This window comes from Halobacillus litoralis, assembly GCF_020171725.1.
Lineage (GTDB): Bacteria > Bacillota > Bacilli > Bacillales > Halobacillaceae > Halobacillus > Halobacillus litoralis_F.
On sequence record NZ_JAIVAJ010000006.1, the window covers coordinates 20,466 to 42,848 of the forward strand.

A 22,383-nucleotide genomic window follows, 5' to 3' on the forward strand; every position below is an offset into this window, starting at 1 on the left:
AATATAAAAAGATAAGTAAAAAGTGTAAGGGGAGTTATGATGAGAAAAACAATATGGATTGCAGCAATTCTCATGTTATTTGGAATGTTGCCGTCTGTTCATGCAGAAAACGAAGAAGAGGAAGAATTCACTAAAATACCAGCACAAGAAATTGTGAACCCGACGAAATCTTGGGCCATCAAGATGAGCGGGAACATAGAGCCCTCTACTTTTACAAACGACCATGTATATGTCATGGATGAAAGTGGGGAGCGTCTGACGTCTTCGGTGCAGTACGATGAAGGAACAAAAGAAGGGATGGTCCATGCACCTGATGTTGGATATGAAGAAGGGATTCAGTACAGCTTGGTGATTACAGACCAAGTAGAAACAACTACGGGTGTACCTTTGCCACAAGGGGTCAAAATGAACTTCAAGTTAGTGGAAGATAAAGTACTTCCTTCTGACAAGAGTATTCATGAATATAGCAAAAAGGAAATGGAAGAATGGATCAATAAGGACGCCGACTTAATACGTTTAAGTAAATATCCTGTTTCGAGTGATTTCTACGATAATCTGGCTGAAGCAAATGCTTCTGAACTGAAACTGGACATGCCGGCGTTCGATAATTACTACATCGATGGCGTCACTCCTGTTAGTGAACACCGGTTTGAACCTTTGGTTAAATATATGGATACCTATTACAATCGTGATTATCGAACGATTGACGATCAATGGATTGATGGGATCAAATTCATGTATAGAACGAGTCAAGAATATAACGGGAAGGCGTACGATGCAGGAAATGGAGAACTTCTTGAGATGTTTGACCAGATGGTGCAAGACACAAAAGACGACAAGTTGATCATGGACAGCATTTTCGTTACAGATCTATCCATGGCCTTTCAGGAACAAGTCAATGGGGTCGGAAACAAGAAGATAAGAGGTACCCAATATATTCGTTACACATCAGGTCAGAATGTACCAAGCGGATTAGAGATGGGGAAATGGTATAAAAGAGACATAGATGTCGTACTATGGAGTCCTTCCTTTCGAAGAGCTGATTGGATGGAATTTATACCAGCATGGATTCTAGAAGAAATTGATCCGATTACCTTTTATGAGGAAGTGAATGAACAAGATCGAAACGACACGTCGACGATTGATGTCGGTTCTGTAGAAGCCACGGATGCTCATTCGTTAACTAAAGGTCAATTGCTTAAAACAATAGACAAACAAGCCGACCTTGAAATTCTGAAAAATATTCCTGTCCAGTACGAAGAATTGGATAATGATTTGAACAAATCGAATGATTGGCTTATAGACGAACACGGATATGAGTTCATTCACAGCCGTTACTTTGAAAATGTAATTGATTACATGGACCTTTACTATAATCGGGACTATAGAACAATCGGAAACCAGTATAAGAAGGACATCAGCTTCTTCTATAAACATCGTACCAATTATCGGGGGCCCGAATACGGTTACTTCAGAAGTGATGGTTACAAAGACAGCTTAAAAGACTTATTCGATCAGATCGTCCAAGATACGAAGGAAGAGAAGCGCATATCAGAGAGCCTATTCATTACAGATATGTCACTGGTTTACCGATCAGATATACCCTACAAACAAAAAATAGTAAGAGGTATGCAATATATCCGCTATACTTCTGGCACGAACCTACCAGAAGGTGTGGAACTGAACAAATGGTATAAACGTGCAGTTGACGTCAAACTGGGGCGAATGACGACCATGCAGAGAATCGTTGAGAAAGCCATTACCTGGGATACGGCAGATGCATGGTACGGAGGCATTTATCCTGTCAGCACCTATAAAGATGTTTCAGGGGTTGATGATGAATCTGAGGGAAAAGTTGAATACGATCGATACATTAGTAAATGATCTCTTCAAAAAGCTTCAGAAAGGAAGCGAAGCGGAATCAGATTGTGAGTATCATTTGAAAGAAGAAGCGCGGACGGATTCCGCGCTTCTTCTTTACTTTACGGGTTAGAAGAGTTCGTCCTGTCACTTCTATGATTGCTGTTTCAAATATTCCAATACTTTTAGGTCAAGCAATCCTTGCTTCTGCTCTCGACCCTCAAAGTTTTCAGTGTAAAGATACGTCGTAAACGTATCCATCAACTCTTGTTCCGTGGAAGGTTTATGGTCAAGGTATCCAAGGCGAATCAAATGTTCAACGACCTCATCCTGGACCTCTTCCATTTGAATAATATCCTCTGCTTTTGTTTCACCAAAGTAGAGGGAATGAAGATCCAACAGCCGTTCAAGCTCTTTTATAGGTTCAGCATGCTCATCTACTCGCAAATCGACCAGCGTATCACTTAATCCGCCATAACCACCTTTTTCTTTTACCACATAAAGGGCAGCAGATTGCTTTCCGCGTCGGTCTCCACCGGCTTCCTGTGCGGCTTTCAGTCCAGCCAGGAGTCTCTCTGCCAAAGTTCCTTTCGTTTCTTCGAATGCCATTCCCATATGTTTAACGGTCTCTTCACTGACTAAAATATTGCCTTGTGCTACATAGTGCTTACCTGTCTGCCCGCCAGCCCAGTCGAAACAGTCTTGACCGGTAAAAGAAACGGCTTGTCCCTTTGCATCGACGATTCCGAACTGCCGCTCCTCGGCCTGCTCGTCCTTTGAAGTCAATAAGTCTGCCACTTCCTCGACCGATTTTCCTTCTTCCAGTAAGCGAAGCCCTTCAGGTCCGTATGTAGGATTGGCAAATGCCTGCGTGGCAACAGCTCCAACGCCTGCTTTTGCCCAAGGTACAACAGATCCTACGGCTAAAAACTTCGACTGGACGCCAACGCCGATTTCTCCGGTTTGTGGATCGCAGGCTACAATGGAATAGGTTGCGATAATTGGTGTATGGTTCATGAGTATCTCCTCCTCTTTGTAGTATTCGACTATTCGACAATCTTTCCTGCTTGCAAAAATAGATGTTTGGATGAAGGGGGGGAAGGAGGGGGGTTAATAGAATTGGGACAGAAGGTGAAGGGGAGGGCAGGAGGCTGTCTCGATAAAAGAGGATCGGGACAAGGAACAGATGAATTATTGACTTGTGTGTCTCATTAAACGATTTATGGAACTGACGGAAGTGGCTCGCAGGGTATGCTTGTCCCAATAAAAGATTTATGGGACAAAAAGTGTTGGCAGGCAGGTAATATGAGTCCCGATAAGAGATTTATGGGACTACAAACTCTATTTATCTTCCTTGTCTGTCTTGATTGATATTCTCATTATACTTATGCAAAAATGTACCGATAATAATAATGGCTTATTTGTTTTTTTATAGAATTTAAAGAAAGATAAACAGGAAGGTGTTTTCGGTGGGAAAAACAATGACGATCTATGAGCAGCTGATTGATGTATTGGAAGATAGAAAAGGGGAAACCCTGTCATCCCAAGAAATAAAAGACAGGGTCATCAACAAGTTCGATACCAACCCAAGTAGTATTGTGCTGTCCGATTATTGTTATAACCGTTACAACGACGGGATTGCTTTTACTAAACATCTATTCGTTTACATAAGTCGAAGTCAATATAAATACATAGGAGAGCGATATCCTTATACAGGATTTGTTTTTCACAAGCCAAAAGGTTCAGATTATGAATCTCTTGTAGGGGAGTGGAATAAGGGAGAACTCCTTTTGCATCAAGGGGAAGATACAAATGAACCAGGCCTTGTCGGGATCTCACAGATCAGCAGGTTGTTCGAAGAGTATTTGGAAATATTGCGTTTCGAGATGAATGTGCTTGGGTGCAAGGCTACGGAACTCAGGCATCTTATCGGTCGTCTAGGTGAGTTTTATTGTGTGCTGTATACGGGTGGGGATCTAGCGAAAGTGACCAATCAACACGGATTTGATGTGACCAAAGACGGTAGAAGAATAAGTGTCAAAACAACAGCCCAAGATTATAGTTTTATCACAATTAACAAAAGCACGTTTCATGAGTTCGATGATATTTTTGTGGCTCAATTCAAAGGTGATGATCTTAACGTTTTATTTTATGGACCGAAAGAAGAGCTCCCTGCATTAAGAACTTACGGCAACAAGTATGAAGTGGACATAAGTTCTTTGAAGAAGGCAAATAGAATTGATTTTTAAGTAAGTCGATTGTTTCGTGCAAAACTATTCGATTAACAGGTAGTGAAGCGGTGGAAGCCTCCAAGAGTATAAGTGGGTTTAAGGATGAAGGGCTCCACTACAACTTTACAGAGATTTCGATTGAATCGGTGACGATGATTGTCGGGGGACAGTACCGGGTGAAGACGAACGAGATGTTCATTTTCACCAATCATGAAGGCAAAGAGGTTTTCTATGATTGTGAAAAGTTCTATATCATCAGTCAGGAAGATGACAGAAATAGGATTTATCAGATTGAAATCGATGACACGAATCGCAGTGATTTGTAAAGAAGAGGTCGTTTCATAAGTGTGTGTGGGAGGCTTTTGTATGACAGCCTCTCTTTTGTTGATTTAAAAAGAAGTAAGGATGATGGAAAATGAATTTACGAAGGCAGATACAACAAGATCATGTGAACGAGGTAGCACAAATCGTGGAGACTCATTTGGGTCAGATCCTCAAGGGAGAGTTGAAAGAGGACCCCTTTCTTCTTTCGCTTCATTATGAATCACCGAACGTGGCACAGTGGTTATTAGAAAAAGAGTATCATTGTTTATGCAGCAAAGAGAAGCAGATTACTTTCCTAGAAAGTGCGGCTTTGATGAATCAGCATGCTCTGTTAATGAACATGGTCCATGATATTCCTTTTACCAAGAAGGACTTGACGAACGCTTTATATCGGGCAACTTCTTCATGCGATATTTTAGTAGTAAAAATTCTGCTTGATGAGGGTGCAGTCATCGGTGAGGGAGTCTTTTCTCCTTTGATTCAAGCGATTGAAATGAATAACCGTGATGTCGCTATATTTCTTATTCACGAGACGAAGGCAACCCAGTCGATTGACGAGGACGGATGGTCGCTCTTGCATCATGTCGCATCCGCTGGCCGTGATCAAGAACTGCTTCAGTATCTGATTTACAAAGGATTAGATTTAAATCTTCAGGATAAACGGGGAAGGACACCTCTCATGCATGCTGTATTGAGTGTTGAGCTGGACGGAGATAACTTTTTCTCGAAGATTAGCAACACGTTGGTAGAACGAGGTGCTGACAGCAACATTCAGGACGAAGCGGGTGATACGACATTGATGCATGCCTGTAAGTTTTGGAATTACATAGAAGGCGGTGCTGATGCCATGCTGGAGTTTGTTAAGAAACTCGTAGACCAGGGTGCGCGTGTGGACATTAGAAACCATCGTGGACAGACGACATTGGACATTGCAATGGAGCATGATTTTGTAGAAGTTGTTGTCTATTTCGAAGAGCTTATGCCAACCCTTACAGTTCCATCAACAGACGTGAAAGAAAATAATAATGCAGCCTCCTCTGTCTATGAGTATAAGCCATCCTCTTTTCTAAGCGAAAATGGATACAGTGCCCGTTTGAGTAGAAAAAAGAGGTGGGAGGTCCTCCAGAATGATGTACTTAGAAGCCATTCACCTCAAGAAGTCATAGATAAATTGAGTTCGTTCATCAAAAGGTTTAAAGCTCAAACGAATGGGCCGAAGAAATACGCGGACGCTATTGAAGAGTGGGAGTATGATATTGAGCGTATAGAGGAACGTTACAGCTCCAGGTCTAGATGACACCTTTCAAGCCGGGCGTGAGGGGTGTTTCTAGTATCGGGACAGTCATCGAGGGAAAAGCGAGCTGCCTGTCCCAATAACTTTCGATTGGGACTATGAACGGTCCAATTGTTGACGTGCCTGTCCTGATAAACGATTTATGGGACTGTCAATGGTGGCTCCAGAAGAATGGGTGTCCCGATAACTGGTTTATGGGACAAGCAGTACCATACCCGGGCGTATATGAGTCCTACAAACAAATTATTGGGACAAGGTCTCAGTATTTGCCCTTTTGTCTGTCCCAATAAAAAGAGGCCCCCAAAAAAGCAGCTTTTAAATAGGGAAAGAGTTCCTGATCACTCAAACGCCCCCAGATAACACGCTCAACCATCTTCACCCCTCAGGTGAGTAATGGAACAGTGATGAGCTCATTTTTCTACAATTCCGAAAACAAGTGATACACTAGTCAAAAAGAAAGAAGGCGATCTCATGCAGCAACCCCCATTATTCGTATCGACTGACTGGCTCGAAGAAAGACTGGATGATCCGAAGCTTCGGATTGTAGATGCCACCACCTATCTCAAGCCCACGCCAGACGGGCCCGAGATCTGGTCCGGTGAAGAGACGTATAAGGAAAACCACATTCCCTCTGCCGTTTTTGCTGATTTGATGAACGACTTTTCCGATCCGGATTCCGGCTTAGGGTTCACGAAACCATCACGAGAACGTTTTGTTGAAAAAATTGAAGCGCTCGGGATTGGGGACGAGGACACCTATACGGTGATTTACGATCAAGGTTACGCGGTCGTGGGTGCCGACTTTATCGCCTCGGACTGGGCTTCACGCTTCGCTTGGCAGCTGTTGTATGAAGGCTACGACAACATCGCCATTTTGGACGGCGGGCTCGCCAAGTGGAAGGAAGAAGGAAAAGCACTGGCGTCAGGCGTGGAGACGTATCCGGCCTCCACCTTCAGCGGCGAGCGTCAAGATGATCTTTTTGTCAGCAAAGAGGAAGTAGAGCAAGCCATCGGAGATGAGAACACCTTGCTTGTGAACAGCCTGACCGAGCAGGACTTCAACAACGGCCGGATCCCGACGAGCTGCAACATCCCGTTTGTCGCCCACTCTGACCATCAAACGAAGGAGCTGCTGGATGATGAGCAGTTGAAAGATGCGTTTGAAAAGGCTGGTGCGCTCGACAAGGATAAGAAAATCATCACCTACTGCGGTGGTGGGATTGCGGCGACTTGGAATGCGGTGCTGCTTAGGAAGTTGGGACATGATAATGTGGCGGTGTATGATGGATCGATGGCGGAATGGGCGTCGGATCCTGATACGGAAATCGAGAAGTGATGAACATAAAGAACCCCCTTTGGATGAAAAGGGGGGTTCTTTGAGTTCTATCAAATTCCTTTAATACAAAAAAATGTTTGTTGTGAACGGTCTTTTATAGTATAAAAGGATTATGTGCCTTCGTGGCATTTATACTACAAAAGAAGGGGAAGGTTCAATGAATATTGCAATTATTGTCATGCTGGTCGTCATTTCGGTCTTCTTTTACCGGATGAATAGGCAGTTGAAAGAACAGCTGACGCAATCAATGGGAAACATGGAAACAAAATTAGAAAGTACATACTTAACGTTATCTGAACAAACCAATCAGTCCATTCAAGAGGTGCAGCAACAAGTGGAAAAGGAAGCTGGAGCGGCTTCGAAGGAACGAACCGCCCACTATAATCAGCTTGCGGCAATGGAGAAGAGAGTGGCAGCGGCTACAGCGGAAAGGTTTGAGGACCTTCGTGGAAGCATGACCTCACACTCTGACGCCATGCAGAGCCATATCATAAGTGAAATCAAAAAGAGTGATAAGAATGCGGAAGTACAGTTCGATCGTGTGAATAAAATGGAGGAAGAGCTTCAGAAATCCATGGAAGAAGCGTCCAGCTCTACAGAGGATAAGCTGACTGCTTTAATGGATGGTCACACATTAAAGCTTCGTGAAATCATCATCCAATCTCAGCAGAACAACTCGACTCACATAGGTGAACAAACCACTGAACTTTTAACGGCGCATAAGGATTCGCTTGCAGGAGTTACGAATCAGCTTGTGAGTGTACAAAAAGAGTTGACGAAGGAATTTCGATCTGGATCTGAAGAAATCTTATATTTGGTGGGCAGCAGAGGTTCGGCAACGACGCCATTATCTGATCCATCACCAGAAAAAGAGAATGCAAACGTGACCGAAGAGACATGGATAGCGGAAGTGGAGAAAAAGGAAAACACAGTTCATGCACTTAAACTGCTTGAATCAGCACTCATCCAATTGCCGGGAAGCCGTCCTCTCTTTAAGATCTACCGTGAAACAATGGTGAATAGGCTGAGGGAGCAAAAGCCAGCCGACCAAAAAATGATGATGGAGAGACTGATGAAGTTCACTCATGATCATCTAACATGGTGTCAGCCTCAATTGTGGAAGTATGCATTTGAAGATTATAAGGCCCTGAGCGCATTACGTGTTCAGTATGCGGAGCGGGCAAGAGAACTCTTCTTGCAAGATTTCGAGAATAAGATCGAGACCATGGAGTCGATGCTTGATGCAGAGGAAGATATTGATGTGATTAAGGCGGAGCTTGAGCGAATCGATCAGCAAGTTCAGCACAATGTTTTGCAGCATTATCCTGAAGAACAAAAACGATATGACAGTCTTGCATCCAAGCTGATGACAAAGCTTTCTTCAACGGAAGACCCTCGACGGATATCCTACAACAAGTGGGCGATCAGTGTCCTGAGAGATGTACATACTTCCTTTAATAGCTTGAGTGAATATGAACAATCCGCTGATCGAAATGTCAGAGCTTTTGCGAATAGTCTGGCAGAAATTGATACGTCTCTACTGACATCAGAATCTCAAATCTATTATCAGAGCATCTATCATGATATCTTCAAAGTCGCTACAGCATCCTTTAAGCCGCGTATGACGAAAATCGTCCTTCAGGCCGACAAGACAGCATTGGGTGCCGTATGAGCAACTACCGATACCGAAGAAACCGGGGTATGTACACGGCTGGGAGTTCAGCAGTTGCCGCAACATACGTCATTGACGAGCATTTTGTTCAGCCGGGTGACGAATTATTCGCAGCCTACGAGCAAGATATGGATGAAGCATACCGTACGATGAGTCAAAGCCAGGAGATAAACCCTGATGTCAGTATAGACTATGCCCGTTCAGAAGGGGTGGAACATGCCTGGGAGATGAACAGCTTTTGGGCTTCGGAGGATGTGAATGCTCCGGACCAAGTTTTTCAGTACACTAATGATGAGGGCAACATCGTATATTTCAGTGAAAACGAACAGGACCTGATGAGAGACTGGCAGCCAGGCGATAAAGCCCCAATCGAAGGAATGGAGGGGCACCATTTACAGACGGTCAGGGAAAACCCAAACAACACAGAACTTGCAGCGGACTCAAGCAACATTATGTTTGCAACGGAGGAGGGGCATCGTGAGCACTTGCATGGTGGCGATACCCATAACCCAACAGACCCACTCTATATGGAGGCCGCTCTATCCAATGATCAGAAGTACGATATGACCATTGCGCATAACGAAGATGTGCTGACGATGGATTCGTTTGAATTCGCAGCCGCTACTGTCACAACCTCCGTTATAGCGAGCATGACAATTTCGCAATTGATTCGATTACATGAATTGAAAAAAGACGCGAGACCTTGGAGTATGAAGAAAAGGGACTTAGCGGAAGGGTTGCTTCCTGACTTGGCAAAAGGCAGTATGATTGCAGCAGGAGTATGGATGACGAGTGAAGCTGTTTCGTCATTATCTGCTGGATTCCTTGCCGAAACATCTGCATCCTTTTTGACAGATATTCTGGCCGTTAATGCTTCTTTCTTTGCCGTAAGCTTTATCTTCGCCGCAAAGGATTATTGGGCAAAACGAAATCAGCCTGGTTTGTCTGAAGAGGCGAAAAACCAATTCAAAGCGAAGATGCTCGAGGCTACTGCAGAACTTATCGGCTTCACAGCCCTAGGGGTGGCTTTCGAATTCGGTCTTGGTATGCTCGGCGACCTTGCAGCGGACGCGCTTATCCCTGATCCAACCGGACTTCTTGTCGTAGGCAGGATGTTATGGTCAGGCTTCAAGCTTTTCAGTAAGCACAAAGAAAAACAAGCCAATATTCAAGCGTACAACAGTTGCCATACAGAACGAATGAATCATCTTGAGCAGCAGGCGAGGTTATCCCTGAATTAAGTATGCTCAGTTTATTTTAAGCGGGGTACTTTTTAAAACCAAAGTACCCCGCTTAAATCCATCTGATAAAGAAACTATATGGTACCTAAGAGGTGATTATTGTTACATTCCTTATTCAATAGTCTTGAACAGGATATGGGGTAGCAAAAATACCTTTGTTTTCTTTATCGCATTCATCACAATACCAACCATCCACATCAGCGAAATGGAAAGTTTGTTCTTCACAGTAATTACAGTAGGCATCTATATTATTTGCCATCTTATTGCACGCTCCTATTCTTCAATATTTTTATTGTAAATCTAACAGGGTCCTGATCCTTATTTTGGTATTTAGTTATATAAATACATTCATTTCTAGTCAGCTTATTCTTTGGAAGCAAAAAAATCTAATAAATTATCGGTCTCCGCTTCGACTTCAATTTTTCGATGAGTTTCGGGGTTATTACGAAGATACTCATATATTTTTGCATGCATCTGAGAATAATCTGAATTGAAATCAGCCAAATCATCAATATTAGAGTTGCCTTCAGGCTCAACAATGGACTCATAATTACGTTTCATTATTGCGAGATCTAAAATGGTCTTATAAGAGTTATAATGAGCATGATTTTTGAATTTTGATAGTAAGGACTCAAGAACAGCATAATACTCACTCTCTGTGTAAACACGCTCAGCAATTTCATTTAGAGTGAAATCATGAAGACTACTTGAACTTATTTTTTGATTTTTGATCCCATATCCACGACTTCCCTCTTGATTGCTCCAGTAAATGTCACCTAAACCAATTTCGTGGTTGAGTGGTTTTGCAGCAGCTCGTAAAGCATCCAAGTCATTTTTTAGATCCACTACACTTTTTGCATTATTGTAATCAATTGAGGTTTTAATAGTAGACATCCACTCATCAAATGTGACTTCGTCAGTCAGACCTTCTCGTAAAAGGTTTGTTAGGTTGTTTGAGATAATGTCATATAGCTCTACTGTTCGATCTGAATTTGATAGATCCAACCTTAGATTAAACCACCTACCGATCTCTGAGGTTTCCGAAAGAGAAGATTTTAACAAGTACTTTACTAAGTGCTTTTCCGCGCTTTTGACATAATTCTTGTTCCTTTTTTTATAATCGTCCTCTGATCTTAATAGAATATTCTTCATCAAATAATTGAACTTCTTTCTTAGAAGTCTTTCTATTGAGGCTTTGTCAGGTGAAATGGATTCAAGGTCCATTTCGTCTGTAATTTCGTTATAAATTTCTGAAGCTAGTACTTGATTATTATTTGTCATTTCGGTTTCCTCCAAACATCTGTCTTGCTGTTATTCTAATTTCTTGTCTATAAAAATTCGAGGAACCATAGATTCTTTTTTAATTCCTTGCGAATCATTCAAAAATATAGTATTTGTTCGAAATTCTCAGTGCACGTGTACTCGAGCATGACTAAGTAAAGAATAGTAGTTGATAAAAACTCTTCTATGCAAAGCAGGAATTTGTCGTCTAAATGGCGTAATCATCATACATAAGGAAATTGAGGAGGAATGAGTATGGCAGAAGTATCTTCGATGAAACAGGCAGTTGATGCATTATGGGCAAAAGGGCTTTCCAACAGGGACATCATCAGCAACGTGGATAACAGCCATTTCGCTTTTGAGGATCAGGAGATTGTGATGACGATGATCGATCTGCAGATTGAATGCTCCTCTGATGAAGAATTTGATCAATTGGTCGCTTATTTATACGGGTTTGATTTGAAAGCATAGGGAAAGCGCAACTCATCGTGAGTTGCGCTCTTTTATTATTTTTGTGTAGAAATATACTGTTTCACGACTTTAGGTTAGAATTTAATCCTCCTCTTGTCAATGGATTGAGCACCTCATTATTGTACCCGTTCAAAACAATATCTACTGAAAAGTAACTTTTATTAATATTTAAAGTTTAAGCAAACATGGTTGATTTGCAGTTTTATAATCTCGGGTTTCGTGCAGCTCATAACCCAAGTTTACTATACTATCTTTGTGACATTCCTTTGGATAAGAAGTGTTTTTCCCTACACACACCACTGCATTTTTCTTGGTGCTAGGACTAATGAATCCAAGTGAATTCAAACTGGATTGTTTTATGCTGGCTCCATGATGCGAAACGATTAGTGCTTCATATTCTTGGTGGGTGAAACATGCTGGGAGTTCTATGTATTCACAGTCTCCAGGGAATAGCATTTGTTTATTGGCTTTTTTAATAGCTAGAATTAGACCTGAGTTATTTTCTTTTGTATAAGAGACTTTAGTTGATGGACCATGTCCTTGACCCTTTCCGAGCTTGATATATGAGTTATCAAATATAAGTTGACCGTTCAAGCGATGATCAATGAAATAATCTTCAATATTTGAATCAACTTTTAGAAAGGCTGCTAATCGCAGTGCACCATTCTTAGGTTTGTCAGGTAAAGCTGGTACTATCCATGTAGTGAAAAATTGCTTTGTTTGTAATTCAACCACTCCTTGAATATGGTCGGAATCCCAGTGTGATAATACAAAGGTACTTTTCTCATCAATATCATTGGCCGCATTCATTGTAATCAATGATCTTAATTTTTTGTCTGAGTGACCACCCTTTCCGTTTCCAATCCCTATATCAAATACTAGCCTTGAAATAAATTTTTTCTTGTCAAAGATATTAATATGAATCCAATTTCCCTGCCCCACATTAAAAATTTCGACTTCATATGTAAGGTTATGCTGATTTGATAAAGAGATTTTTTGCATGAAACCATCTTCAATTTTCTTTTTATCTTGAATAGTATAGTGAGTTTGCTTAAAGAAATCTCTTATCAAATCCGACTTTTTACTCACACTCTCTTCTTTATTTTCTCCTTTAATTTCTACATAAGCTGGTATTTGTTTAATTGGCGATGCACTGAATAGTAGGACCCCTTCTAATAATTCTTCTGGGTTTTTTGCTTGTATATTTCTTAAGCTAATTAAATTTATTTCGTATAACTTATCCTCATCGTAATCTCCATATGCTATTCTTTGCTGAGAACTTTCGCTCAAACTAAATTCATAGAAATATGGACGATACACTTCTTTATGCTTTTCTTCAAATAGGTATTCATAATCAAAATTCAACATCTTTTTATTCGTTAATGTTAAAGAGAATACCTCATCTTCTTTGACGATTCTGGCATAAATTTTCTTATCTTCTGATACATCTGGAATGATGGAATTGTCATAGAGTAGTGATTCACGAATGTTATGCTCCTGGGTAGCTTCTGTTTCTTCGAGATTAAATTCGCTTGCATCAATCACTGGAAGTGAAAACGAAAAATTACTTGAATGCATTGTATGATAGATTGAAAAGAACCTATCACCCATCATTTCTGAATTGCTTTTAGCGTACACATTTTCAAGGATGTTGATAGGTTCCTGATGAATAGAATTCTTGAAATGGAATATGAAAATCCCGTTGTTGAATTCAATTATGCATAATTGTTCACTTAACATTTCTTCCAGATTTTCTTCAAAGGGAATTTCTATTATCGAGGCAATCTCTGCATAGTACAGTTTTTTACTATTCCTACTTCGTTGTATGAAGAAAAAGTGACTCAATGCCTCTATTGAAGAGGGTGTAAACCTTATATTAATTTTAACTATTTCTCTTTGGATGTTTTGCTTTGAAGCGATAAATATACTTTCACTCACAATAGGATTCCTCTCTTTTTCTTCAATTAAATAAATACTATGTGAATTATATCGACATTTTTCAACTTTTTTGAAAGGTTGTAAACACTAAGAGAAATAAATCAAAATCAACCTAGTTGGGAATATATAGTTTTGGAGTGGCTTGATTTAGAGCTGTATAAAGTATCTGTCATGCGGGAGGTAGTGAGGAGTTTAATGAGGTGATCGCTCCTTTGAAGCGTAAGGTCAATAAATAGGAAAGCGCAACTCATCGTGAGTTGCGCTCTTTATTACTTCTGTGTAGAAATATACTGTTTCACGACTTCATAGACGTATTCCTGGTTGGCTTCAGCGGTTTCTGGAGTGTATTCTCCGCCGTTCACTTTGTTGTTTGAAAGAGTACGGATGCCGAGGTAAGGGACATCATAAGCTTTGGCGATTTGGGCGCCGGCCGCTCCTTCCATTTCCTCAACAGACGTACCGAAGTTTTCGTGGAACCATTGGATGCGGTCGACTTCATTGTTCCATACATCCGCAGAACCGATGGTACCTTCCACGACTTTTCCTTCTTCGTGCGTGTCTTTGACCGCGTTGGCTGCTTCCAGTAAACCTTCATCACCTTCGAAGTAGCGAATGTTCTCCGCATCTTTATCTTCACCGGCGCTACCTTCAGAGGCCATCAGATCCATTGGAATCCATTCTGTTGGCGCGATTCCTTCTTCGTCTTCACGGTGACCGGTTTTCAGAGATCCGATGTTGACCGTTCGTTTTCCTAGCACGATGTCATAGACGTGCAGGTCGGGATCGTGGCCGCCGGACGTTCCTTGGTTGATGATGGCAGCGGGGTTGAATTTCTCGATTGCAATGGCTGTCGCTGCAGCTGTGTTCTCCATGCCTTTTCCTGTTTTCATGACAATAACAGGGTAATCCTCGACGTATCCTTTATAGAATAAAAAGTTTCCTGACGTTTCTTCTTCAACATTTTCAAGTTTAGCAGCGAAGTTCTCCGCTTCGATCGGCATAGGTCCCTGGATGATAATCGGTTGTTGTTCGTTTTCCTCGGCGGATGCTTCGCTGTCGGTGGAATTTTGACACCCGACAAGCAAAGAGATTAGTAGTGTGATGAGTACGAATGTGAGAGTGCGAATGTTTTTCATGTGTACGTCTCCTTTGATGTGGTTTTCCCTTCACGCATCGGAACGCTGTTTCTTAGGTAATAAAAAAAGTCTAAAAAGCAGATGTTCTACCTTTTAGACTACGACTAGTTAAAGCATTTATTCAGCGGCAAGGCTGAACGAGGATACACGTGGGTGCATCCTTATGGCTTCAACTCGTAGTCTGGTTCTTATAGTGGGAACCAGGTAGAGACGCTCAGACCGTATTACTGAGAATATACGAGTGCGATATGTAATTGGGTACGGTGATACTATAGCAGAGACGAGGAGAGTGTACAAGGATAAAGATGAACATTTATTTATTTTAAGTTCGAAATGTTCGTGTTTTTTATACAATCTTGAGAGTTTTCCAGGATTTTAATGTCATATGAGAGTGTTTTCCAAATGTTTAATAGTGCCTGCTTTTTTACGGAAGGTGCAGATACTATTTCCGGGTCCAGTCTGATTTGAAGGTTAACTGGATTTCTCTATGACCAGGTGCTTAGAAGTCAGTACGCTCACAACTCCCATAATGATAAAGGCGGCGGCTTCACTAAAGAACATGGCGATGAATAGATTTCCGATCAAGTTGAACGGTGTGGAGGTTACATTTTTGGCTGGAGTATCTTATCATTCGGCTGGTAGATATCTTTTTTGAGGATCGGGAGATGGTCAAGGCGATGAGGAATCTGCAAATTGAATGTTCCTCTGATGAAGGGTTTGATGGATGGGTCGCTAATTAACGTGAAATCGACTTCGATGCGAAAAGGCTTAAGAATAGGAAAGCGCAACTCACCATGAGTTGCGCTCCTTATATTTCAGCGTATGAATATACTGTTTATAGTACTATACAAGTTATTTTTTACCGACTAAAAGTCTACAAAGCCGCTATGGGCTAAATGTCCATTCAAATTATGAAAGCAGGCAATCGTTTTATACAAAGATAAACCACAAAATAGAAGTCACGACTATGGCGGTAATGCCTTGAAGGAGAGTTCCCATTGTCTGTGCTTTATAAGCTTGTGTTATCGACATTCCGCTGAATTCTTTTACCACCCAGAAGTAGCTGTCGTTTACATGTGAAACGACCATGGCTCCAGCACCTACAGACATCACAACAAGTGCTAGCGGCACAGCTCCCTCTATCCCTATTTGTGGAAGAAGGGGTGCGATTAGGGTGGATGTGATCACGATAGCAGCTGTTGATGATCCTTGCGCACTCTTAAGTGCAGCGGCAATGACGAATGGAATAAATATGAACAGTGCACCTATAGCTAATTCGTTATCTGCAATTCCTTTTATTAATTCTGCGACACTTGTCGATTTAATTACGGAACCGAATGCGCCCCCAGCACCAGTAATTAATAAGATAGGAGCAGCTTCTTTAATGCCTATTCCGATCCACTTTGTCAGTGTTTCTTCATCATATTTGGGAAGTAGAGCAAAGGAGAAAAGCACACCGACTAATAGCGCTACGACAGGTGATCCCAGGAATAAGAAGAACGAGAAGATGGGACCGCTCCAACCTGCAAACGTGATTACAGAACTGAAACCAATCAATAGAATGGGTACAAGGATTGGTGCGAATGACTTAGTGGCAGACGGCATATTTCCGAAGCTTGCCACAACTTCATCATAATCCATCTCAGGCTGGTCTTCTTCATTTTCAATATGAATCTTCGTACCTGCCTTTATAGCCCAAAGGTAACCTACTAGAATAGCGGGAATAGCAACTATAAAGCCGAATAAAATCACGGTCCCTAAGTAGTTGGAAGCACCAATGTTTCCTGCAGCAGCAATTGGACCAGGTGTAGGGGGCACTAGTGTATGGGTTGCGAAAAGTCCTGTGGAAAGAGCAATGGCCATAGAAGCTACAGTAACTTTCGCTTTATTAGCGAGCGCTTTCTTTAAGGAGGATAAAATCACGTATCCGGAGTCACAGAAGACCGGGATACTGACGATACTTCCAATCGCACTCATGGCTAATTGCGGGCGTTTTTCGCCAACAATGCGGAGCACGACCTCTGCCATACGAAGGGCGGCTCCAGATTTCTCTAATATGACACCGATAATCGTTCCGAACACGATGACGAGTCCGATGCCGCCCATTAAACCTCCGAATCCTCCGTTGACGGCCTCTACCGTGTCAGCAAGTGGCATGCCTGATAAAATACCGATTGCAAATGCAGCGATCAATAAAGATAAAAACGGGTGGAGCTTGAATTTTGCGGTCGCGAAGATTACGAATAACACACCTAGTACAATAACCATAATAAGTCCTAACCCATCCATTATTCCACTCCTCTATATTTTTTGAATAGGAGGCGGGCAATTTGCTGAGCCGCCTGATACAGATATTCTTCTGCATGTTCCATACAGTCTTCCAAAGATTTAGGTCCAGGTACGATTGAGAAGCAGCTGTTGAAGCGTTTGTTGAGCTCTTGTAAGGGACCATCCAATGACCCAGACAAAAGAATGGCAGGAACTTGATTTTTAAATGCAAGTTCGGCCACATAGCCAGGTGCTTTTCCGTATAGCGTTTGCTCGTCACTTTGGCCTTCTCCTGTGAGAACTAAATCTGCATATTGTATCGCTTCGTCCAATGAGATTGCCTCGGCTACAAGTTTGGCTCCTGACTCTAAAGATGCACCTAAGGTTAGAAAAGCAAATCCGATACCACCAGCAGCACCAGCGCCTTTTTGGGTCATCAGTGACTTTCCGAGCGCTTCTTCTACCAGGCTGCCATACCGGGAAAGTGAGTCGTCGTATCGACTGATTTGCTGATCTGTGGCTCCTTTTTGAGGTCCATAGACTTGGCTCGCGCCTCGTGGACCTGTTAAGGGGTTATCCACATCGCACGCCACCTGAATCTTCGCTTCGTCGAGACGCTTATCCAACCCGGAAAAATCAATGTGTTCAATGCTATGGAGATCTCTTCCGTAAGGTCCAACTTCGTTTCCGTTCACATCATACGCCTTCATACCTAGTGCCTGGAGCATCCCGATGCCACCATCATTGGAGGAGCTTCCTCCAATTGCAATGATGAATTTTCGATGGCCTTGATCAAGAGCATGACGGATAGCCTCGCCTATCCCGTACGATGTTGTATTGTCCGGGTTGCGCTTTTCTTCCGGTACAAGAGGTAGTCCGGCGATCAAAGCTCCTTCAATAACCGCGTGATTGGGCAATTCCACATACCAACTTCGTAGACTTTCGCCGAGCGGTCCGGTGCAGTTGATCGGAACTTTCTTGTGTGAAGTCGCAGTGATGAGGGACTCCAGTGTTCCCTCCCCGCCATCAGCCATTGGCTTTATGATTGATGTTAGTTTTGGATCTACTGATTTAAATGCTTCACTCATGATTGCTGCGACGTCGATCGACGATAGACTCCCTTTGAAAGAATCGGGTGCGAATACGACTCTCATAACCTTTACCTCCTTCACTAACTTACTTCTATTAAAAAGGAAGAGGAGGGGGTTGAACAATTGATGATGCGCACAAACTTTCAGATAAATGTAAGCGCATTCTTATGCATTTGCACAAACTACATATGGAGAAGAATACTCTGTAGAATGATGGCGTCCTTGAAAGACCGGGGGTCAAGGCCGGTTTTCTTTTCTAACTGATCGAGTCTGTACATAAGGGTGTTTCGATGAATGTGAAGTGAGTGTGCTGTCTGGTTCATTCTTAAATTGTTAGCAAAAAAGGTGGTTAGCGTTTCGTAATAAAAGGGTTCAAGTGCGCGTAAGCTATGTTCATATGTATGGCTGATCTCATCCATCGTTTTCGAGTCAATGTGATGTAGCAGCCGTTCCATTTCAAGGGACTGACTATAAGCTGGTTTTCCTTTTTGTCCGGCAATTTCAAGTGATTCTTTCGCTTGGTGGAAGGATCGGCGTATCCCATCCAAGGAGTATCCTTGTTGCCCGACGCCGATAACGTACTCAGTGAGTTTATCGAACGCTTGGACCGATTCAATATAAGGGAGACAGGCGACCACTAAATCTTCTTGGAAAGGAAGTACAAATAGGGGATCATGATTTTTGAATGCTATACGAATTGCTTCTACCGCTTCGTAAGGATGATCGGTTTGAATCACCCCGACTTGCCACATCTTATGGACATTCACGCCTAAACTATATGCAGCCTCCTGCTTCAGCCCAGCCTCATCCCAAGATGTGGATTGTACAAGTCGCTGAAGCCAATAGTTCCACTGTCTTTCTTGAAAGAAAGTCTGCCTTTGAATATAGATTTGTTCAAGTGTAATTTCAACAGATCCTTGTGTCATCCCGGCGGCTTGCATAACACGATCCGGTTCCCCTGTAAGACCGACTACACCTGCTAGCGCCTCTCTGTGAAAAATCGGGAGGTTCACACCGGGTTTGGTGTTTGAATACATATTCACATCTTCGAGAGTAATAATCTGCGGTTGTCCAGACTTTATGACAGCTTCTGCACCTCCGTGCTGTTGACCAACCCTGCGTTCATCGGTGCTTGCCACGATTTTTCCTAAGTGATTCATCAGGTTGATTGGAACATCTATATATTTGGATAAGCGTTGGATAATTTCTGTACCTAGTTCTTCGGTTAACTCCATTAGGATTTCCTCCCTTTGCAATAAGTGTAGAACCTTTAGATGGATTGACTTTTACATGGCTATGCCTCGATACAGGCATCTATTATATCAAAGGAAATTGTTTATCAATGAAATTTTGTTGCAGGAAACGTGAGAATTATAATCCTTTGCTGTTTATGAAGTGAATGGGGGCTATATAATTTTATTACAATTCATGAATAGACTCTCTCTTTTCATAAAACGCGTTATGCTTACAATCAATAACAAAAGATAGGCTTTAACCATGAATTGACAGAAATTTAAAAATACTATACGATGTCCTTATAAAGCAACCCTGTAGAAAAGTATCCCTTTTCGCATCCAGGTTGCCACAAACGGAATAAAACTCATTCACATAACTGTTTAAACTGCCAAAACTCTACACACCAGAGCCTTAAACGCAGTTGAAAGCCAGTTTTTCTCCTTGGAGAAAGACTGGCTTTTTTTAATGTGAGTGAACACCATTAAGGAGGAATTGAAATGTGTGCTTTGCAAACTAGAAAGGGAAAACTGCCGACGATTTCAGGAAAAGGATATGTGATGGATGCCCATGAAAATCATGATCGACTGTACCACATTGAGTTGGAAGAGCAAGTAATTGATCAGTTTCTAGAAGAGGTGAAGGATGTTAGCGATGAGCAGTTGGAGTATATTCCTTACGAGCGATTGATGATGGCGAATACCTTGCTTGGTCTGGTAGATGATCAGTTCGGGCAAAATCTTCGAGCGGTTTTGCATGACCGCCAATCAGGTGGTTTTACAATCGGGCTGCGGGGGCGGACCTATGATGATCAGGATTATGTGAAGTTTTCCACTGCTTTGACGCATATAGCTGGGATTCCCAATTTTGATGCCATGTCAAAGAAGTATTATGCACGCTTTTCTGTTAAACATACTGACGAAAGTGATTCGTATCTCAGACAGGCCTACCGACGTTTTACGCTTCATACAGATGGCACGTATGTGGATGAACCGACAGACTGGCTGCTGATGATGAAGATGGAAGAGTCGAATGCTTCGGGTGGACGTTCCCGCTTGCTTCATCTGGATGAGTGGGAGGAGTTTGACGAGTTCTATCGTCATCCCTTGGCATCCTATCCCTTTACCTATAAGGCTCCTGCAAGTAAGAATGTGACGGAGGATGTGCAGCGAACGACCTTTTATAAGTGGCATAACCTACCGTGTATTTGTTTTATCGATCAGTTCGCTTTTCCTGAGACGATTCAGCATGCCAAGTACCTCAAAGAGCTGTCAGAATCGTTAGAGGCATCTTCCGGTGTGATTGAACTAGAACTGCCTGTTGGCGAACTCGTCATGTTGAATAACCGCTTTTGGCTGCACGGTCGTGGTCGTTTTGATAGAAATACAGACTTGCATCGTGAGCTGCTGCGTCAGAGAGGGAGGTTCGTCGAGTGACGGGAGGTGCTGGCATGTACGATTTCATCATTATAGGCGGTGGGATTGTCGGATTGTCCACTGCCTATGCACTCGTTCAGAAAGACCCGCTCGCAAAGGTAATGATCATCGAGAAAGAGCAGCAGTTGTCTTTGCATCAGACGGGTAGAAACAGCGGAGTGATTCATTCGGGTGTTTATTATAAGCCAGGAAGCTTGAAAGCCCGTATGGCTGTAAAGGGCAGGACCTCGATGGTGAATTTCTGCAGGACCCATCATGTAGCGCATGACGTCTGTGGGAAGGTTCTTGTGGCAACGGATAGAGAGGAGGTTGCCAGAATGGATGCCTTGTATCACCGCGTTCAGCAGAATGGTGTGACGGTGTCTAAGCTTTCACGGGATGAGTTGAGTGGTTTCGAGCCGCATGTGAATGGAATAGCGGCTTTGCACGTCCCGCAGACGGGCATAGTAGATTACAAAAAGGTGAGTGAAAAGCTTGCTGATTTATTAAGGGATTCAGGTGTTGAGTTTTCGTTTGGCTCCCCTGTTGTGAACATAGAAGAAGGTTCAGATCTAGTTACGATAGAAACAGAGGAAAAGACGTTTCGAGCCCGTTTTTTTATAAATTGTGCGGGGCTTCAAAGCGACCGTATTGTTAAAATGACGGGTATTCACACCGAACTGCAAATTGTACCGTTTCGAGGTGAGTACTATAAGCTGACCGAAGAGAAAAGTCACTTCGTCAACAGCCTCATCTACCCGGTACCTAACCCTGACTTTCCTTTCCTCGGTGTTCATTTGACAAAAATGATGGATGGGAGCGTACATGCAGGGCCTAACGCCGTTTTGAGTTTGAAGCGGGAGGGATACAAAAAGACGGATATCCAGTGGAGGGATATGCTCGAAGTCCTTACTTTCTCAGGGTTTTGGAAGATGGCTGGTCAGAACATGAAGGAAGGTACGAAGGAGATGGTCCGTTCCTTTAATAAACGGCATTTCTTAAAAAGTCTTCAGCGGCTCGTACCAGATATTATGGAGCAGGATATTGTGACAGCGGATGCGGGTGTACGTGCGCAGGCGATGTTGAGGAATGGCCGGTTAGTGGATGACTTTTATATGATTCCAGGAAAGCGTTCGATTCATGTGTGCAATGCTCCGTCCCCTGCAGCTACGGCTTCGTTAGAAATTGGAAAAGAAATTGCCGAGAGGATACCTGAACGAACTTCGGTCATTGTCAGCTAGGAAAAGGACCAGCTTGGCGGCTGGTCCTTCTCTCTTATTCGTGAAGCTGATACTGTTTATAGGAATCTTTCAATGCCGCTTCTAAAGCATTTCCTGCTTTTCCGAGATAGCCCTCTCTCAAGCGTGCAATGGGTTCATCGGTACCCTCTTTCAAACTGTACCCTTTTAAAAGAGATTTGATGAATCCCCGACCATGCTCGGTCGCCAGTGTACAAGATGCGTCGATGATGACCCCGTATGTTTTGTCGACCTCAAGCGTCAACGTCAGGGACTCAGAAATATGGTTCGCAGCTATGCCTGTCGGAAGCTTGGCATGACCCGCAATGAAGAGTGTTTTCATTTGTGTTGCCTC

Annotated in this window: 19 protein-coding genes and 1 riboswitch; of the genes, 10 read left to right on the plus strand and 9 right to left on the minus strand. The window is 42.6% G+C overall.

The window, feature by feature from the left end:
* The first annotated feature begins 39 nt into the window (after positions 1–39).
* Positions 40–1,884, plus strand: a complete 1,845-nt coding sequence (locus LCM20_RS12220) for a hypothetical protein (RefSeq protein WP_225195757.1) — start codon at positions 40–42, stop codon at positions 1,882–1,884.
* 129 nt (positions 1,885–2,013) lie between these two features.
* On the opposite strand, the gene LCM20_RS12225 is transcribed toward LCM20_RS12220, so the two are convergent.
* Entirely contained in the window at positions 2,014–2,877 is an 864-nt protein-coding gene (locus LCM20_RS12225) for a DUF1028 domain-containing protein (protein WP_225195758.1), read from the minus strand.
* A gap of 464 nt (positions 2,878–3,341) precedes the next feature.
* On the opposite strand from LCM20_RS12225, the gene LCM20_RS12230 reads away from it, so the two are divergent.
* From LCM20_RS12230 to LCM20_RS12255, 6 genes are all read left to right on the plus strand, one after another.
* Complete coding sequence (locus tag LCM20_RS12230) at positions 3,342–4,109, plus strand: DUF6998 domain-containing protein (RefSeq protein ID WP_225196178.1); 768 nt, start codon at positions 3,342–3,344, stop codon at positions 4,107–4,109.
* A gap of 26 nt (positions 4,110–4,135) precedes the next feature.
* Entirely contained in the window at positions 4,136–4,417 is a 282-nt protein-coding gene (locus LCM20_RS12235; protein ID WP_412098002.1) for a TcaA NTF2-like domain-containing protein, read from the plus strand.
* Between the two features lie 89 nt (positions 4,418–4,506).
* On the plus strand, positions 4,507–5,712 hold the full coding sequence (locus LCM20_RS12240) for an ankyrin repeat domain-containing protein (RefSeq protein ID WP_225195760.1): 1,206 nt from the start codon (positions 4,507–4,509) through the stop codon (positions 5,710–5,712).
* Between the two features lie 468 nt (positions 5,713–6,180).
* Entirely contained in the window at positions 6,181–7,044 is an 864-nt protein-coding gene (locus LCM20_RS12245) for a sulfurtransferase (RefSeq protein WP_225195761.1), read from the plus strand.
* A 157-nt stretch (positions 7,045–7,201) separates the two neighbouring features.
* Complete coding sequence (locus LCM20_RS12250; RefSeq protein ID WP_225195762.1) at positions 7,202–8,716, plus strand: hypothetical protein; 1,515 nt, start codon at positions 7,202–7,204, stop codon at positions 8,714–8,716.
* A complete protein-coding gene (locus LCM20_RS12255; protein ID WP_225195763.1) occupies positions 8,713–9,957 on the plus strand; it encodes a hypothetical protein in 1,245 nt (414 codons plus the stop codon). Before LCM20_RS12250 ends, LCM20_RS12255 begins: the two co-directional genes overlap by 4 nt.
* Before the next feature lie 115 nt (positions 9,958–10,072).
* On the opposite strand, the gene LCM20_RS12260 is transcribed toward LCM20_RS12255, so the two are convergent.
* Positions 10,073–10,216, minus strand: coding sequence for a hypothetical protein (locus LCM20_RS12260; RefSeq protein ID WP_225195764.1), 144 nt, complete (start codon positions 10,214–10,216; stop codon positions 10,073–10,075).
* 104 nt (positions 10,217–10,320) lie between these two features.
* The gene (locus LCM20_RS12265; protein ID WP_225195765.1) at positions 10,321–11,238 is read right to left on the minus strand and encodes a hypothetical protein; all 918 of its coding nucleotides are present in this window, start codon (positions 11,236–11,238) and stop codon (positions 10,321–10,323) included.
* 255 nt (positions 11,239–11,493) lie between these two features.
* Between LCM20_RS12265 and LCM20_RS12270 the strand changes: the two genes are divergently transcribed.
* Complete coding sequence (locus LCM20_RS12270) at positions 11,494–11,709, plus strand: hypothetical protein (RefSeq protein ID WP_225195766.1); 216 nt, start codon at positions 11,494–11,496, stop codon at positions 11,707–11,709.
* A gap of 168 nt (positions 11,710–11,877) precedes the next feature.
* Here the strand turns inward: LCM20_RS12270 and LCM20_RS12275 are convergent, their stop codons facing one another.
* The 5 genes from LCM20_RS12275 to LCM20_RS12295 form a co-directional block, all read right to left on the minus strand.
* Entirely contained in the window at positions 11,878–13,647 is a 1,770-nt protein-coding gene (locus LCM20_RS12275; protein ID WP_225195767.1) for a hypothetical protein, read from the minus strand.
* Positions 13,648–13,916: 269 nt separating this feature from the next.
* Entirely contained in the window at positions 13,917–14,783 is an 867-nt protein-coding gene (locus LCM20_RS12280) for a 5'-methylthioadenosine/S-adenosylhomocysteine nucleosidase (protein ID WP_225195768.1), read from the minus strand.
* 157 nt (positions 14,784–14,940) lie between these two features.
* Positions 14,941–15,044, minus strand: a riboswitch (purine riboswitch).
* A 669-nt stretch (positions 15,045–15,713) separates the two neighbouring features.
* Complete coding sequence (locus LCM20_RS12285; RefSeq protein ID WP_225195769.1) at positions 15,714–17,072, minus strand: GntP family permease; 1,359 nt, start codon at positions 17,070–17,072, stop codon at positions 15,714–15,716.
* Positions 17,072–18,205, minus strand: coding sequence for a glycerate kinase (locus LCM20_RS12290; RefSeq protein WP_225195770.1), 1,134 nt, complete (start codon positions 18,203–18,205; stop codon positions 17,072–17,074). The genes LCM20_RS12285 and LCM20_RS12290 overlap by 1 nt, the downstream gene beginning before the upstream one ends.
* A 119-nt stretch (positions 18,206–18,324) precedes the next feature.
* Entirely contained in the window at positions 18,325–19,377 is a 1,053-nt protein-coding gene (locus LCM20_RS12295; RefSeq protein ID WP_225195771.1) for a CdaR family transcriptional regulator, read from the minus strand.
* Positions 19,378–19,875: 498 nt separating this feature from the next.
* On the opposite strand from LCM20_RS12295, the gene glaH reads away from it, so the two are divergent.
* Both glaH and lhgO read left to right on the plus strand, forming a co-directional pair.
* Positions 19,876–20,811 carry a glutarate dioxygenase GlaH gene (gene glaH, locus LCM20_RS12300; RefSeq protein WP_225195772.1) on the plus strand — a complete coding sequence of 312 codons (936 nt, stop codon included), beginning with the start codon at positions 19,876–19,878 and terminating at the stop codon, positions 20,809–20,811.
* 14 nt (positions 20,812–20,825) lie between these two features.
* Positions 20,826–22,031, plus strand: a complete 1,206-nt coding sequence (gene lhgO / locus LCM20_RS12305) for an L-2-hydroxyglutarate oxidase (RefSeq protein WP_225195773.1) — start codon at positions 20,826–20,828, stop codon at positions 22,029–22,031.
* Positions 22,032–22,065: 34 nt separating this feature from the next.
* Here the strand turns inward: lhgO and LCM20_RS12310 are convergent, their stop codons facing one another.
* Positions 22,066–22,371 carry a DUF3870 domain-containing protein gene (locus LCM20_RS12310; protein WP_225195774.1) on the minus strand — a complete coding sequence of 102 codons (306 nt, stop codon included), beginning with the start codon at positions 22,369–22,371 and terminating at the stop codon, positions 22,066–22,068.
* Positions 22,372–22,383 lie beyond the last annotated feature (12 nt).

Bases quoted from the DNA above. Each gene is read 5' to 3' on its own strand.
- LCM20_RS12220 (WP_225195757.1), top strand. From the start codon at position 40: ATGAGAAAAACAATATGGATTGCAGCAATTCTCATGTTATTTGGAATG.
- LCM20_RS12225 (WP_225195758.1), bottom strand. From the start codon at position 2,877: ATGAACCATACACCAATTATCGCAACCTATTCCATTGTAGCCTGCGAT.
- LCM20_RS12230 (WP_225196178.1), top strand. From the start codon at position 3,342: ATGACGATCTATGAGCAGCTGATTGATGTATTGGAAGATAGAAAAGGG.
- LCM20_RS12240 (WP_225195760.1), top strand. From the start codon at position 4,507: ATGAATTTACGAAGGCAGATACAACAAGATCATGTGAACGAGGTAGCA.
- LCM20_RS12245 (WP_225195761.1), top strand. From the start codon at position 6,181: ATGCAGCAACCCCCATTATTCGTATCGACTGACTGGCTCGAAGAAAGA.
- LCM20_RS12250 (WP_225195762.1), top strand. From the start codon at position 7,202: ATGAATATTGCAATTATTGTCATGCTGGTCGTCATTTCGGTCTTCTTT.
- LCM20_RS12255 (WP_225195763.1), top strand. From the start codon at position 8,713: ATGAGCAACTACCGATACCGAAGAAACCGGGGTATGTACACGGCTGGG.
- LCM20_RS12260 (WP_225195764.1), bottom strand. From the start codon at position 10,216: ATGGCAAATAATATAGATGCCTACTGTAATTACTGTGAAGAACAAACT.
- LCM20_RS12265 (WP_225195765.1), bottom strand. From the start codon at position 11,238: ATGACAAATAATAATCAAGTACTAGCTTCAGAAATTTATAACGAAATT.
- LCM20_RS12270 (WP_225195766.1), top strand. From the start codon at position 11,494: ATGGCAGAAGTATCTTCGATGAAACAGGCAGTTGATGCATTATGGGCA.
- LCM20_RS12280 (WP_225195768.1), bottom strand. From the start codon at position 14,783: ATGAAAAACATTCGCACTCTCACATTCGTACTCATCACACTACTAATC.
- LCM20_RS12285 (WP_225195769.1), bottom strand. From the start codon at position 17,072: ATGGATGGGTTAGGACTTATTATGGTTATTGTACTAGGTGTGTTATTC.
- LCM20_RS12290 (WP_225195770.1), bottom strand. From the start codon at position 18,205: ATGAGAGTCGTATTCGCACCCGATTCTTTCAAAGGGAGTCTATCGTCG.
- LCM20_RS12295 (WP_225195771.1), bottom strand. From the start codon at position 19,377: ATGGAGTTAACCGAAGAACTAGGTACAGAAATTATCCAACGCTTATCC.
- glaH (WP_225195772.1), top strand. From the start codon at position 19,876: ATGTGTGCTTTGCAAACTAGAAAGGGAAAACTGCCGACGATTTCAGGA.
- lhgO (WP_225195773.1), top strand. From the start codon at position 20,826: ATGTACGATTTCATCATTATAGGCGGTGGGATTGTCGGATTGTCCACT.
- LCM20_RS12310 (WP_225195774.1), bottom strand. From the start codon at position 22,371: ATGAAAACACTCTTCATTGCGGGTCATGCCAAGCTTCCGACAGGCATA.